This window comes from Sphingopyxis sp., from assembly GCF_036675685.1.
In the GTDB taxonomy this organism is placed as follows: Bacteria; Pseudomonadota; Alphaproteobacteria; order Sphingomonadales; family Sphingomonadaceae; genus Sphingopyxis.
This window is the reverse complement of the sequence record NZ_JAKFEM010000026.1, coordinates 73,330-87,118: the sequence shown is the minus strand read 5'-3', so window position 1 is coordinate 87,118 and position 13,789 is coordinate 73,330. Positions and strand designations below refer to the sequence as shown.

General features: G+C 65.9%; 11 protein-coding genes and 1 tRNA gene. 8 read left to right on the top strand and 4 right to left on the bottom strand.

Annotation, left to right across the window (positions count from 1 at the left end):
* The first annotated feature begins 18 nt into the window (after positions 1 to 18).
* Both tyrS and V6M50_RS12230 read left to right on the top strand, forming a co-directional pair.
* Positions 19 to 1,245, top strand: a complete 1,227-nt coding sequence (gene tyrS / locus V6M50_RS12235; RefSeq protein ID WP_332818843.1) for a tyrosine--tRNA ligase — start codon at positions 19 to 21, stop codon at positions 1,243 to 1,245.
* 74 nt (positions 1,246 to 1,319) lie between these two features.
* Positions 1,320 to 1,661 carry a PilZ domain-containing protein gene (locus V6M50_RS12230; protein WP_332818842.1) on the top strand — a complete coding sequence of 114 codons (342 nt, stop codon included), beginning with the start codon at positions 1,320 to 1,322 and terminating at the stop codon, positions 1,659 to 1,661.
* 92 nt (positions 1,662 to 1,753) lie between these two features.
* Here V6M50_RS12230 and recG read toward each other — a convergent pair whose 3' ends face one another.
* The gene (gene recG / locus V6M50_RS12225) at positions 1,754 to 3,820 is read right to left on the bottom strand and encodes an ATP-dependent DNA helicase RecG (RefSeq protein ID WP_332818841.1); all 2,067 of its coding nucleotides are present in this window, start codon (positions 3,818 to 3,820) and stop codon (positions 1,754 to 1,756) included.
* Between the two features lie 205 nt (positions 3,821 to 4,025).
* Here recG and V6M50_RS12220 point away from each other — a divergent pair, with 205 nt between their 5' ends.
* Together V6M50_RS12220 and mfd are read left to right on the top strand one after the other, a co-directional pair.
* Positions 4,026 to 4,286 carry a succinate dehydrogenase assembly factor 2 gene (locus V6M50_RS12220; RefSeq protein WP_332818840.1) on the top strand — a complete coding sequence of 87 codons (261 nt, stop codon included), beginning with the start codon at positions 4,026 to 4,028 and terminating at the stop codon, positions 4,284 to 4,286.
* On the top strand, positions 4,283 to 7,777 hold the full coding sequence (gene mfd / locus V6M50_RS12215; protein WP_332818839.1) for a transcription-repair coupling factor: 3,495 nt from the start codon (positions 4,283 to 4,285) through the stop codon (positions 7,775 to 7,777). Before V6M50_RS12220 ends, mfd begins: the two co-directional genes overlap by 4 nt.
* A 151-nt stretch (positions 7,778 to 7,928) precedes the next feature.
* Here mfd and V6M50_RS12210 read toward each other — a convergent pair whose 3' ends face one another.
* Positions 7,929 to 9,131, bottom strand: a complete 1,203-nt coding sequence (locus tag V6M50_RS12210; RefSeq protein ID WP_332818838.1) for a GGDEF domain-containing phosphodiesterase — start codon at positions 9,129 to 9,131, stop codon at positions 7,929 to 7,931.
* 59 nt (positions 9,132 to 9,190) lie between these two features.
* Between V6M50_RS12210 and moaA the strand changes: the two genes are divergently transcribed.
* From moaA to V6M50_RS12195, 3 genes are all read left to right on the top strand, one after another.
* Positions 9,191 to 10,207 carry a GTP 3',8-cyclase MoaA gene (gene moaA, locus V6M50_RS12205; protein ID WP_332818837.1) on the top strand — a complete coding sequence of 339 codons (1,017 nt, stop codon included), beginning with the start codon at positions 9,191 to 9,193 and terminating at the stop codon, positions 10,205 to 10,207.
* Positions 10,208 to 10,250: 43 nt separating this feature from the next.
* Positions 10,251 to 11,021, top strand: a complete 771-nt coding sequence (locus V6M50_RS12200) for an NAD kinase (protein ID WP_332818836.1) — start codon at positions 10,251 to 10,253, stop codon at positions 11,019 to 11,021.
* A gap of 83 nt (positions 11,022 to 11,104) precedes the next feature.
* Positions 11,105 to 11,179: transfer RNA gene (locus V6M50_RS12195), tRNA-Asn, on the top strand.
* Between the two features lie 60 nt (positions 11,180 to 11,239).
* On the opposite strand, the gene V6M50_RS12190 is transcribed toward V6M50_RS12195, so the two are convergent.
* Positions 11,240 to 11,635: a RidA family protein gene (locus V6M50_RS12190; RefSeq protein ID WP_332818835.1), complete on the bottom strand. Its 396-nt coding sequence runs from the start codon at positions 11,633 to 11,635 to the stop codon at positions 11,240 to 11,242.
* A 318-nt stretch (positions 11,636 to 11,953) separates the two neighbouring features.
* Between V6M50_RS12190 and V6M50_RS12185 the strand changes: the two genes are divergently transcribed.
* Positions 11,954 to 12,652 carry a helix-turn-helix domain-containing protein gene (locus V6M50_RS12185; RefSeq protein WP_332818834.1) on the top strand — a complete coding sequence of 233 codons (699 nt, stop codon included), beginning with the start codon at positions 11,954 to 11,956 and terminating at the stop codon, positions 12,650 to 12,652.
* 41 nt (positions 12,653 to 12,693) lie between these two features.
* Here V6M50_RS12185 and V6M50_RS12180 read toward each other — a convergent pair whose 3' ends face one another.
* Entirely contained in the window at positions 12,694 to 13,722 is a 1,029-nt protein-coding gene (locus V6M50_RS12180; protein ID WP_332818833.1) for a formylglycine-generating enzyme family protein, read from the bottom strand.
* Positions 13,723 to 13,789 lie beyond the last annotated feature (67 nt).

Genomic DNA, 13,789 nt, shown 5'->3' with positions numbered 1-13,789 from the left:
GCTAAGCGCCCGCCCGCTATGACGAACTATAAATCCGACCTGCTGCGCCTGCTCGACGAGCGAGGCTATATCCATCAGATGACCGACGCGGAAGGGCTCGATGCACTCGCCGCGAAACAGGTCGTCCCCGGATATATCGGTTTCGACGCAACCGCGCCGTCGCTGCATGTCGGCAGCCTCGTCCAGATCATGATGCTGCGCCGCCTGCAGCAGACGGGGCACAAGCCCGTTGTGCTGATGGGCGGCGGGACGACGCGGATCGGCGATCCGACGGGGCGCGACGAAAGCCGCAAGATGTTGTCGGACGAAACGATCGCCGCGAACATCGCGTCAATCTTCAGCATCTTCCAGCAATATCTGACCTTCGGCGACGGCCCGACCGACGCGGTGATGGTCGATAACCAGGGCTGGCTCGGCAAGCTTGGTTATATCGAGCTGCTGCAGGAGGTCGGCACGCATTTCACGATCAACCGCATGATGACCTTCGATTCGGTCAAGCTGCGGCTCGAGCGCGAACAGCCGATGACCTTCCTCGAATTCAATTACATGATCCTCCAGGGCTATGATTTCCGCCATCTGTCGAAGGATATGGGCGTGCGGCTCCAGATGGGCGGATCGGACCAGTGGGGCAATATCGTCAACGGAATGGAGCTAGGCCGCCGGATGGACGGCGCCGACCTTTATGGCCTCACGACTCCGCTGCTGACGACCGCGGCGGGCGCCAAAATGGGCAAAACCGCCGCCGGCGCGGTCTGGCTCAATCCCGAACAACTGTCCCATTTTGACTATTGGCAATATTGGCGCAACTGCGACGACCGCGACGTCGGCAAATTCCTCAAGCTGTTCACCGACCTGCCGATGGGCGAGATCGCGCGGCTCGAGGCGCTCGAGGGGGCGGAGATCAACGCGGCGAAGAAAATCCTCGCCGACGCCGCGACCGCGCTGTGCCGCGGCGAAGAGGCCGCGCGCACCGCATCGGACACCGCCGCGCAAACCTTTGAAAAGGGACAGATTGGCGGCGACCTTCCGCAAGCCGTTGCCCCCGCCGAAGGCATCAGCGTCGTCGATGCGCTGCGCGAATTGGGCTTCGCGGCGTCGAACAAAGAGGCGCGCCGCAAGCTCGACGAGGGCGCGGTGAAGGTCGCAGGCGATGTCATTCGCGACCCGCAGCACCTGATCCTGCCCGACGCCGACCCCGTGCCGCTGAGCCTCGGGTCAAAAAAACATGGCCTTGTGACGCGGTAAGGCGCAGACCAGCGTTTACCACTTCTTCAGCAATCGAGTGGATCGTCATGCCCAAATCAACAAGGTCCATAAAAATGCGCAAGATCGATACCAGCAAGGCCCATTATGTCGGCCTCGACCAGCGGATCGCCCCGCGTAGTGACGTCTATTGCCGCCTGCCCTTCGTCATGCCCGACGGACGGCAGGAAATGTGCACCTGCGTCAACATCAGCGCCGACGGCATGTTGATGCGGTTCGAGCGCGGGCTGGAGATCGGCGACCTCGTCGTTTTCCGCATGCCGATCATCGGTCGCACCGCGGCCAAGGTCGTGTGGTCGTTGGGCGGCAAGACCGGTGTCCAGTTCGACAAGTCGATCGCGGTCGAGGATTACCTGCCGATGATCCGCGCCATGGGCGCGAGGGCGGACCTCAACTAAAACACCCCAATAGCCGTCGCCCCCGCGAAGGCGGGGCCGCCATCGTCGTGGCACTATGTTGCCAGCGGCCCCCGCCTTCGCGGGGGCGACGCCTATCCACTCCGCAGCAGCGGCACCGCCGCATCGCGCTCGAACAGATAGAGGCAGTGCCGTACCGCCTCGCCGCGCGCGCCGTCCATCCCGCCGTCGCGTTCGACGAACAGCCGCGCATCGTCATGTGCGACCGGCAGCAGCCGCACGAGCTGTTCGGCGCTCGCGAGCCGGTAATCGGCGTCGCCCGATTGCTTGAGCCCGAGCAGTTCGCCGCCGCCGCGCAGTTCGAGGTCCTTCTCGGCAATCACAAAACCGTCGTTGGTCTCGCGCATCAGCGCCAGCCGCTCGCGCGCGGTTTCGGACAGGTTCTGCGAGCGGAGCAGCAGGCACACCGACTTCGCCGTCCCGCGCCCGACGCGGCCGCGCAGCTGGTGGAGCTGCGCGAGCCCGAAATTCTCGGCATGTTCGACAATCATCAGGCTCGCCGCGGGCACATCGACCCCGACCTCGATCACCGTCGTCGCGACAAGGACGCCGATTTCGCCCGCCTGGAACCGCGCCATGACGTCGTCCTTGTCGGGGCCCTTCATTCGGCCGTGGACAAGCCCGACGCGATCCGCCCCGAGCCGTTCGCGCAGCAGCGCCGCGCGCTCTTCGGCGGCTGCCAGTTCGCTGGCCTCGGTCTCGGCGACCAGCGGGCAGACCCAATAGGCCTGCGCCCCGCTCGCGAGGTGGCGCTCGAGTCCGCCCACGACCTCGTCGAGCCGATCGACCGAGACGACGCGCGTGTCGACCGGGGTGCGCCCCGGCGGCATTTCGTCGATCCGCGACACATCCATCTCGCCATGATTGGCAAGCTGCAGCGTGCGCGGGATCGGGGTCGCGGTCATCACCAGCAGGTGCGGCGGGCGCGCCGCTTTCTGGGTGAGCATCAGCCGCTGCGCGACGCCAAAACGATGCTGTTCGTCGACGACCACCAACGAAAGATCGCGATACGCCACCGCGTCCTGGAAAATCGCGTGGGTGCCGACGAGGATGTCGATGCTGCCGTCGGCCAGCCCCATCAGCGTCGATTCGCGTATCCTGCCCTTGTCGCGGCCGGTCAGGATCGCGATGTTGACCGGCAGCCCTGCGAGCATCGCCTGCAGCGTCGCAAAATGCTGGCGCGCCAAAATCTCGGTCGGCGCGAGCAACGCCGCCTGCGTCCCCGCCTCGACCGCGGCGAGCATCGCGCGCAAGGCAACGAGCGTCTTGCCCGACCCGACATCGCCCTGCAGCATCCGCAGCATCGGCGTTTCGCCCGCCATGTCGCCGGCAATCTCACGCCCCACGCGCTCCTGCGCGCCGGTCAGCCCGAACGGCAGGCGCAGCGTATCGACCAGCCGGCCATCGCCGACCACCGGACGCCCCTTTCGCGTGCGCAGCCCTTGCCGGATCAGCATCAACGCGACCTGGCTCGCGAAAATCTCGTCATAGGCGAGCCGGTCGTGCGCGGCCGTATCCTGCGGGCTCGCATGCGCGCGCGCCAGCGCATCGCGCCACGCGGGCCAGCCCCGGCTCGCCAGCAGCGGCGCGTCGATCCATTCGGCGAGTTCGGGCCGCCGTTCGAGCGCGGTCTCGACCAACTGCGACAGCCGCGCGTTGGTGAGGCCTTCGGTCAGCGGGTAGACCGATTCATGCACCGCGATCCCCGCCTCGTCGCCGGGCTCGGCGACATGGTCGGGGTGCACGATCTGACGCATCTCGCCATACAGATCGAGCCGCCCAGATACGCGACGCTTCTCGCCCAAAGGAAAGAGTTTGCGCGCCAGTCCCGACGTCCGGCCGAAATAAACGAGCCGCACATGGTCGCCCGCGCTGTCGAACGCCTCGACCCCAAACGGCGCGCGCGGACTGCGGCCCGATCGGTAATCCTGCGCTGTCAGTTCGACGATGATCGTCTGTCCGGCCTGCGCCTGATCGAGCCGGTCGACCGGAAAGCGCGAGATCAATCCGGTCGGCAAATGGAACAATACATCGACGACGCGCTCCAGCCCCAGCCGCGTCAGCGGCTTGGCAAGCTGCGGCCCGACGCCTTTCAGGTCGGTGAGCGCGGCAAAGAGCGGATTGAGTATCTCGGGTCGCATGGCTAGGGCGTGTCTAGCCCCCACATTCCGTTCGTGTCGAGCGAAGGAAACGCAACCCCCTCTTCCGTTCGTGCTGAGCTTGTCGAAGCACCGTCTTGCTTTCTGACGTTGCAAAGAAAGAGCTGCCCTTCGACAGGCTCAGGGCGAACGGTGAAATCGGGCGGCGCTGGTTGCCAGATTAACCGAGAAGATTAAAAGGCCCGCCATGCAAGACCGCCTCAAACGCCTGAAATTCCGCGCATGGCATCGCGGCACGCGCGAGGCCGACTATATGATCGGCGGCTTTTTCGACCGTTATGCGGCCGAATGGAGCGACGAAGAGATCGCGTGGTATGAAATCGTCGTCGAGGAAGACGATGTCGACATCATGGCGTGGGCGCTCGGCACCGGCGAGCCGCCCGCGCATCTCGACCGCCCCGAGATGATCGCCGCGATGCGCCGCCTGGACTATATCCCGCTGCCATGACGATGCCCGCCGCCGACATTTTCGCCGCGATCGGGTCGGCATCGGCGCCGCTGACGCTCGCGCGCGCCGCCGACGGCTTCCTGCCGCTGCTGCTCGCCGATCTGGCGCGCGCGAGTGACAAGCGCCTTGTTTACGTCGCGACCGACGATACCGCGATGCAGGCGATCGCCGACGCGGCGCCTTTCTTTGCGCCCGACCTGATCGTCCACCGCTTTCCGGCGTGGGACTGCCTGCCCTATGACCGCGCCGGCCCGTCGATGCGCGTCAGCGCCGACCGGCTAGCGACGCTTTCGGCGTTGCAGCTCGCACCGAAACGCGGCGAACTGATCCTCACCACCGTCGCCGCGATCACCCAGCGCACGCTGACGCCGTTCCGCATCCGCCAGCTCGCGACGACGCTCGCCGCGGGGCAGCGGATCGACCGCGACGCGCTCGCCGAACTGCTCGTCTCGAACGGGTTCAGCCGCGTCGACACCGTCGCCGACCAGGGCGAATTCGCGGTGCGCGGCGGCATCCTCGACCTGTTTCCCGCGGGCGAGGAAACCGGCTTGCGCGTCGATTTCTTTGGCGACGAGATCGAGAGTATCCGCCGGTTCGACCCCGCCGACCAGCGCAGTCTTGGCCCCGCCAAGGCGCTGCAACTGCTTCCCGCCAGCGAAACCCTGCTCGACGAAGCGACGATCAAGCGTTTCCGGTCGGCCTATCGCGACCTGTTCGGCGGGCAGTCGACGGGCGATCCGCTCTATCAGGCGGTGAGCGAGGGCCGGCGCCAGGCGGGCATGGATCATTGGTTGCCGCTGTTCGAGGAACGGCTGGCCACCCTCTTTGATCATATCGATCCCGCGACGCCGGTACTGCGCGGCCACCGCACCGAGGCGACCGCCGAGACGCGCTTCGCCGCGATCGCCGATTATCACGCGAACCGCGTCGCCGCCGAACGCGAGTCGCCGGGAAGTTATCGCCCGCTCGCACCCGAAACGCTGTATCTGACGACAAGCGAATGGGCCGGAGCGTCATCCGAGCGCCCGATCCATATCGTCACCCCCTTCGACGTCCCGCCCGCCGCGACGGTCATCGACCTCGAAACCTTCGCCGCGCGCGATTTCACCCCCGAACGCACCGCCGACCTCAATGTTTACGACAAGGTCGCCGATCATCTGTCGGACGAGCGCCGCAAGGGGCGGCGCACGATCATCGCGAGCTATTCGGGCGGCGCACGCGAGCGGCTGTCGGGATTGCTCCGCGACCATGGCGTCACCTCGCTCGCGCCCGCCGACAGCTGGCAGGACGCGCTCGGCACCGCCTCGGCGGAAAGTGGCGGCGCGACCGCGATGGTCGTACTCCCCCTCGATCACGGCTTCGCGTCGGATGCGATCAGCCTGCTCACCGAACAGGACATCCTCGGCGAGCGTCTCGTCCGCCGCCAGAAGCGCCGCAAGAGCGCCGACGCCTTCCTTGCCGAGCTCGCGACGCTCAGCGTCGGCGATATGGTCGTCCATCTCGATCATGGCATCGGGCGTTACGAGGGACTGACCTCGATCCCGGTCGGCAACAGCCCGCACGATTGCGTCGCGCTGACCTATGCCGGTGGCGACAAGCTCTACGTCCCGGTCGAGAATCTCGACGTCCTCTCGCGCTACGGCGGCGAGAGCGACGGTGTCGCGCTCGACCGGCTCGGCGGCGAAGCGTGGCAGCGGCGCAAGGCGCGGATGAAGGAGCGCATCCGCGAGATTGCGGGCGAACTGCTCGCGACCGCGGCGCAGCGCGCGCTGCGTTCGGGCGAATTGCTCGCACAGGACGCCGCCTACCCCGCCTTCGCCGACCGTTTCCCCTATCAGGAAACCGACGATCAGGACCGCGCGATCGGCGATGTGCTCGCCGACATGGCGTCGGGCCGCCCGATGGACCGGCTCGTCTGCGGCGACGTCGGGTTCGGGAAGACCGAGGTTGCGCTCCGCGCCGCCTTCGTCGCCGCAATGGCAGGGGTGCAGGTCGCGCTCGTCTGTCCAACGACCTTGCTCGCGCGCCAGCATTTCACCAATTTCGTCGAGCGCTTCAAAGGCTTCCCGGTCAATATCGGCCGCTTGTCGCGCCTTGTTCCGGCGGGCGAGGCACAGAAAACGCGCGACGGGCTCGAAAGCGGACACATCGACATCGTCGTCGGCACCCATGCGGTGATCGCGAAGTCGGTCGAATTCAAAAATCTCGGCCTCGTGATCGTCGATGAGGAACAGCGCTTCGGGGTCGTCCACAAGGAACGGCTGAAGCAGCTCAAGACCGACGTCCACGTCCTGACCCTCACCGCAACCCCGATCCCGCGCACGCTCCAGATGGCGATGTCGGGGCTGCGCGAACTCAGCGTCATCCAGACCCCGCCGGTCGACCGGCTTGCGGTGCGGACTTATGTGGCGCCGTGGGACCCCGTCGTGCTGCGCGAAGCCCTGCTGCGCGAGCATGATCGCGGCGGGCAGAGCTTCTTTGTCGTCCCGCGAATCAAGGACCTGCCCGACATCGAGGAATTTCTGCGTAATCGCGTGCCCGAGATCAAATATGTCGTCGCGCACGGCCAGATGACCCCGACCGAGGTCGAAGACCGGATGAGCGCCTTCTACGACCGCAAATATGATGTGCTGCTGTCGACGACGATCGTCGAAAGCGGGCTCGACATTCCGAGCGCCAACACGCTGATCATCCACCGCGCCGACCGCTTCGGCCTCGCGCAGCTTTACCAGCTACGCGGGCGCGTCGGACGCGCGAAGACGCGCGCCTATGCTTATCTCACGACCCCCGAGCATGGCGCGATCACCGACACCGCCGAAAAGCGGCTCAAGCTGCTCGGCGACCTCGACACGCTCGGCGCGGGGTTCCAGCTCGCGAGCCACGACCTCGACATTCGCGGCGCGGGCAATCTCGTCGGCGACGAGCAATCGGGGCATATCCGCGAGGTCGGCTTCGAACTCTACCAGTCGATGCTCGAGGAGGCGATCCTCGTCGCCAAGGCCGAGGGCGCGGGCACGCTGCCGCCGCGCGAAGCCTTGTCGCCGGTCATCACCGTCGACGCGCCGATCCTGATCCCCGAGGATTATGTCCCCGACCTGCCGCTGCGCATGGCGCTTTATCGCCGTCTCAACGACGCCGAGGACCGCCCGGCGCTCGACGCCTTCGCCGCCGAGATGATCGACCGTTTCGGCCCGCTGCCGCTCGAGACCGCAAACCTGGTCCAGCTGATGGAAATCAAGGCCAACGCGAAGCTGGCGGGCATCGCCAAGCTCGATGTCGGCACCAAAGGCGCGCTGGTGTCGTTCCACAACGAACAATTCGCCAATGTCCCCGGCCTGATCGCCTATGTCGAGCGGCTGAAGGGCCGCGCGCGCCTCCGCCCCGACAACAAGCTGTCGGTCAGCGGCGATTGGGTGAGCACCGGGGCACGATTGAACGGCGCGCTGCAATTGTCGAAGGGGTTGGGCAAGCTGGCGAAGCAGGTGGTGTAACGGCCGGCGACCAGCCACTCCTCCGTTCGTGCTGAGCTTGTCGAAGCACCGTGCTTCTCTTGCGGTGTCAAAAGGCAGAACAGCCCCCTTCGACTGCCTTGCAAGCGCTCAGGACAGGCTTCGACAAGCTCGGGGGCGAACGGAATAGGGGTCAGTTACCCTCCATCAACGCCAAAAGCTGATCCGCCGGTACCGGTCCCGACCGCAGGAATCCCTGCCAGGTCGCGACCCCCAGCTCGGACAATCGCGCCAGCTGGCGCTCATTCTCGATCCCCTCGGCGACCACCAGCAGCCCCAGCGCGCGCGCCAGATCGACGATCGCGCGCACGACGATGCGGTCGCGGTCGCTGCCGTCGATCGTGCGGGTGAAGCCGCTGTCGATCTTGAGATAATCGATCGGCAGCCGCGCGAGCAGCGACAGGCTGGAATAGCCGGTGCCGAAATCGTCGATCGCGATCGCGCAGCCCAGCGTGCGGATCTGCGCGAGTTGCTCCGCCGCGCTCGCCGGGTCGCTCAGCATCGCCTGTTCGGTCAGTTCGAGCGTCAGCCGGTCGGGGTCGACCCCCGCCGCTTTCGCCATGCCGGCAAAACGGCCGGCGAATTCGGGGTCGCCGAGGTCGGCGGCGGTGATGTTGAGCGAGACGCGCAGCTTCGCGAGCGGTTTGGGCCATTTCGCCATCTCGGCAAGCGCTACACTGTGGGCATGTTCGGTGAGCTCGCATTCGAGCCGCGCCGCGCGCGCCGCGGTGACCAGCGGCCCGGCGCCGAGCAGCCCGAGCTCGGGGTGGTGCCAGCGCAGCAGCGCCTCGACCCCGGTCATCTTGCCGGTGCCGACGTCATATTGCGGCTGGTAATGGATCGCGACCTCGCGGCGCGACAGCGCGGCATGGACCATCGCCCCGTCGCGCGCCGACGCCGGCCGCGCGAGCTGGTCGCCGGCATTGCGCAGCTGGACCGCGACCGATTCGTCGCGCGTGATCAGCGCCGCGGCGATACGAATCGCGAGGCGGCCATTGGGGTCGCCGACGATCGGCTCGGCGAGCGCGACGTGCAGCGCGCGCTCCTGGGCACGCAGCGCGCCGAGCGACAACGGCATCGACGGCACGATCAGGAAGCGCGGCCCATCCAGACGCTCGACGCACGATCCCTGACCGAATTCGTCGCTGGCGAAATTTTTCAGCCGCCGCCCGATTTCGTCGAGCACGGCGTCGCCCGCCGCGGTGCCCGCGCTATTGTTGATGCGCGCCATCTGGTCGACCTGGACCAGGATGACGCCGGCGTCGGCATTGTGCCGCGCATGCAGGGCTTCGAGCTTCCGGACGCAGGCGGAAAGAGATTCGGACAGGCGATTCATGGCGTCCCTCTATCAGGCTTTGCTTGCCAAGCTCTTGCCTTTTGCATCAATATGGACACGTGGCCGCCACATTGCCCCATAATGCCGTATCTTCGGCACCGCTGATCGACGGTCATGGCCGCCGGATCAGCTATTTGCGCCTGTCGGTTACCGACCGCTGCGACCTGCGTTGCCGCTATTGCATGGCGGAAGACATGACCTTCCTCCCCAAATCGGCGGTGCTCAGCATAGAGGAAATGGGCGAGATTGCCGAGCGGTTCGTCGCGCGCGGCATCCGCCGTATCCGCCTGACCGGCGGCGAGCCGCTGGTGCGGCGCGGCATCGACACGCTCGCGATGCGGCTCGGTGCGATGATCGGGCACGGCCTCGACGAGCTGACCTTAACCACCAATGCGATGCGGCTCGCCGAGCATGCGCCGATGCTGGCGGCGGCGGGCGTCCGCCGCGTCAACATCAGCATCGACACGCTCGATCCGGCCGCCTTCCGCCACATCACCCGCGTCGGCGATCTCGATGTCGCCCTGCGCGGCGTCGCCGCCGCGCGCGAGGCCGGGCTGGCGGTCAAGATCAACATGGTCGCGCTCGCCGGGCTCAACGAAGACCAATTGCTCCCGGTGCTCGATTATTGCGCCGCGAACGGCTGCGACCTCACCCTCATCGAGACGATGCCGCTGGGCGAGGTCGAAGGCGACCGCAGCGATCATTATATCCCGCTCCATCAGTTTATCGCCCCGCTCCGCGAAGCCCGCGCGATCTACCCGGTCGACCGGCGCACCGGCGGCCCGGCACGCTATTTCGCGGTCGAGGACAGCCCGGTGACGCTGGGCCTGATCACGCCGCTCAGCGACAATTTCTGCACCACCTGCAACCGCATCCGCCTGACCGTCGAAGGCCGCGTCTATATGTGCCTCGGGCAGGACGACCATGTCGACCTGCGTGCTGCGCTCCGCGAGCGCGGCGATGTCGACGGGTTGATTGATCGGGCATTGGCTGGCAAACCCCGCGCGCATGACTTTCATATCGAGGGAAAGTCCAAACCGGCGGTCGCGCGTCATATGAGTGCAACGGGCGGCTGACACGTCGCCCCGATATTTGAAGGCACGGGGGAACCGGACCAATATGCATCGCAAGATCGCGCTTGTCGCATCGAACGCGCCCGCGGCCATGGAGGCCGAGGCCGAATTGCGCCCGCTCTATGACTTCGTCGACCTGAACGACGCCGACCTGTTGATCGCGCTCGGCGGCGACGGTTTCCTGCTGCACATGCTGCACCAGCTGCTCGACCAGCGGCGCAGCATGCCCGTCTTCGGGATGAACCGCGGTACGATCGGGTTCCTGATGAACGAGTTTCGCGTCGAGGGGCTGGTCGACCGGCTCGCCGCCGCGCGCCCCTTCCTGATCCATCCGCTCTCGGGCGACATCACGACGATCAGCGGCGAGCGCCATATCCTGCCCGCGATCAACGAAATCTCGCTGCTGCGCGAAACGCGCCAGGCCGCGAAGCTCGAAGTGATGATCAACGAGAAGACGATGCTCGAAGAACTCGCGTGCGACGGCGTGCTCGTGTCCACGCCCGCGGGATCGACCGCCTATAACCTCAGCGCCAACGGCCCGATCCTGCCGCTCGAATCCGAAATGCTCGCGCTGACGCCGATCAGCCCCTTCCGCCCGCGGCGCTGGCGCGGCGCGCTGGTCCCCGAATCGACGAGCATCCGCTTCAACGTGCGCGAGGCGGCGAAACGCCCGGTCAGCGCGGTCGCCGACCAGCGCGAAATCCGCGATGTGAAGACGGTTTTGGTCACAACCGACCGCAGCCGGCCGCTGACTTTGCTGTTCGATCCCGACCAGGGGCTCGACGAACGCATCGCGATGGAACAATTTATCGTCTGAGAGTTACAAAAGCCGCCAAAACCCCCTTGATAAATATGTCGGTTGACGGCAAAGGGGCCGCCTTGTCCGCTTCGGCGGCGTGTTCCTCGGTAGCTCAGCGGTAGAGCAATCGACTGTTAATCGATCGGTCGTAGGTTCGAATCCTACCCGGGGAGCCATTACCACCAATCCGTTGCGGCCCGCGATAGAGCGATTTATTCGTCGCAGGTGGTCCCCTGTCAAGCCGCTGCTTCCTTGGTCGACAGTGCGATGGCTTCGATCTCAATTCGAAAACCAAAGTGGAGCGGCCCCGTCGGCACGACGCTCCTGGCGGGCCGCGTCGCACCAAAAAATTGGCCGTACACTTCATCCAGTTCATCCCAGTCGGCTATGTCGCTGAGATAGACGGTCGTCTTGATCACCTGTGCCAGTTCGGCGCCCGCGCCTTCAAGGACGGTTTTCAGGTTCCGGAGCGCTTGCTCGGCCTGTGCCTTGAAGGGCGAGTCCGCCAGCGATGTATCCCGGCCGGGCCGCAACGGCAGCTGGCCGGACACGAAGACAAGGCCGCCGCCGATCGCGAAGGGCGAATAGTGCGGGCCGCCGCCATTTTTCGATTTCATTCCGCCGGTCTCCAAATCTCGTGCCAGTGCGCGATACCATTTCTCGCTGATGCCGGGAATTACGGTGACAGTTTATATTGCCCTCAAATGGCCCTTTCCTTCGGCCCCTGTCTGAAATGGGTTTAGAGGTTAAGTAAGCTGTCACTGGAATTCACCGGGATTCCGTTTGCAGACACCTATATCGCGACCCGCTGCGCTCGCCGTGCCCGACGCACGGCTCAACGAGTGGAGGCATATTCCGCTTGTAGTCGCAAAGGGTGCACCGCACCGTCCGGCGGTGCCGCGGCCAATCTTTACCGTTCGACAACCGATCAAGACGCATAGCGTTGAACCATGCCCATTCATGCGACCATAGAACCCCGGGATAATATCGGCAGCCAGCGGGGCACGGCGCGCATGCGAATGCGGATCGAGGCGCCCGGCTCCCTCGGCATCGGCCAAGGCACGACGGTTGTGATCCACAATCTGTCGGCCACGGGCATGCTTATCGAAACCACGTCCGACTTGACGATCGGTCAGCAGATCATGGTCGCGTTGCCCGAGGCGCGCGACCTGGCGGCCACCATTGTCTGGCGCAGCGAGGCGCTGGCGGGCTGCCGGTTCGACCACCCACTCTCGCGCGCAGCGCTGAGCGCCGCGCAGTTGCGCAACCCGCTTCCCGCGGACGTCGATCCGGCTGCCACCGCCGATCCGGGTGAGCTGTTGCCGCAGCGCCTGCACCGGCTGCGGAAGGAGCGCGGGCTCAGTCGCGCGGCGCTCTCGGCGCGTACGGGGTTGAGCAAGCCGAGCATCTGGGCATGGGAGACGGGCAAGACGATCCCACGGCGCAACAGCCTAGTCGCCCTCGCCGACGCCTTTGGAATCTCCGAGCGCGAGCTCATTATCGGGGGCTTCGCTGCGTCCGTAAGCGAGGGTCCGGACGTCGCGGGCAGTGCCGAGCAAATTCAGTCGCTGGTCGATGAGAGCAAGGAACGGATCGCGGCACTGGCCGGCGTACGGGCGACCAATGTGAAGATCCTCATCGAGTTTTGAACCGCGCCGCGGGCGTCGCACCAAAACGAGGGGCCAGCATCTCAGGCACCCGGCGCTTGATCGTAGACGAGCCGGAAACCGACATTACTGGTGCCGAGCCCCGGATCGCGGCCCTGCCGCGAGGCGGGGCGATAGCGCTGGCAATAATTGGGCGCGCACAGATAGCTGCCACCCTTCACCGTCCGCGACGGCATGCCGGGGTTGAGCGGATCATAGGCCCCATTCTCGCTCGGACCTTTAGGATTGTCCTTCTCGTCCGGATTGTGTCCGGGCCTGAAGAAGTCCGCGGTCACCTCCCAAACATTGCCAACCATGTCGTAGAGGCCGTTGGCGTTGGGCTTGTAGCAGCCGACCGGCGCGACGCCCTTGAAGCCGTCGCTTTCGGCATTGTAGTTCGGGAAGGCGCCCTGCCAGCTGTTCGCTTCCGCGGGCTGGACATTCTTCGACGGCTTGCCCGCGCTCGCGGCATATTCCCATTCAGCCTCGGTCGGAATGCGCCCTCCGCGCCATTTGGCATAAGCGACCATGTCGTCCCACGCGAGGTGGACGACCGGCTCGTTGTCGACCGGGCCGGAACCGGTCGGTCCATAGGGTTTTTTCCAGTTCGCGCCCGGCACATATTTCCACCAGTCGGCATAATTGTTCGACGGGAAATCGGGCGGCGTGAACACCGCCGACCCGGCTTTGAGCATGTCGGAGGGGATCTGGTCGACGGGCACCTGAAACTGCCTGGGATCGACGGGCTTTTCGGCGACGGTCACATAGTCCGCCGCCTCGACGAACTCGGCGAACTGGCGGTTGGTGACCTCGTGCGGGTCGATCCAGAAGCCGCCGACGGTGGTTTCGCGCACCGGCCCTTCCTCCCGATAGACATCGTCCTCGCCCATCGCGAAGCTGCCGCCCGCAAGCTTGACCGGCGTGTCGGCAATCGCCGGACATTTGCGCGCCGTCGCGGCCGCAACCTGCTCGCTCTCGGGCGCGTCGCCGGTGCCGCACGCCGCGAGGGTCGCGAGCAGCACGGCCCCGCCGAGCAGCGGCAAGAACACCAAGGGGGCCGAACGGGTCATCATCTTCTCCACCTGGGCGGCCTTACCGCCCGTACCGCAACCGGGGCTGGACGCTCTTCGGTCCCGGGTC

Bases quoted from the DNA above. Each gene is read 5' to 3' on its own strand.
- V6M50_RS12200 (WP_332818836.1), top strand. From the start codon at position 10,251: ATGCATCGCAAGATCGCGCTTGTCGCATCGAACGCGCCCGCGGCCATG.
- V6M50_RS12210 (WP_332818838.1), bottom strand. From the start codon at position 9,131: ATGAATCGCCTGTCCGAATCTCTTTCCGCCTGCGTCCGGAAGCTCGAA.
- V6M50_RS12220 (WP_332818840.1), top strand. From the start codon at position 4,026: ATGCAAGACCGCCTCAAACGCCTGAAATTCCGCGCATGGCATCGCGGC.
- V6M50_RS12230 (WP_332818842.1), top strand. From the start codon at position 1,320: ATGCGCAAGATCGATACCAGCAAGGCCCATTATGTCGGCCTCGACCAG.
- recG (WP_332818841.1), bottom strand. From the start codon at position 3,820: ATGCGACCCGAGATACTCAATCCGCTCTTTGCCGCGCTCACCGACCTG.
- mfd (WP_332818839.1), top strand. From the start codon at position 4,283: ATGACGATGCCCGCCGCCGACATTTTCGCCGCGATCGGGTCGGCATCG.
- V6M50_RS12180 (WP_332818833.1), bottom strand. From the start codon at position 13,722: ATGATGACCCGTTCGGCCCCCTTGGTGTTCTTGCCGCTGCTCGGCGGG.
- V6M50_RS12185 (WP_332818834.1), top strand. From the start codon at position 11,954: ATGCCCATTCATGCGACCATAGAACCCCGGGATAATATCGGCAGCCAG.
- tyrS (WP_332818843.1), top strand. From the start codon at position 19: ATGACGAACTATAAATCCGACCTGCTGCGCCTGCTCGACGAGCGAGGC.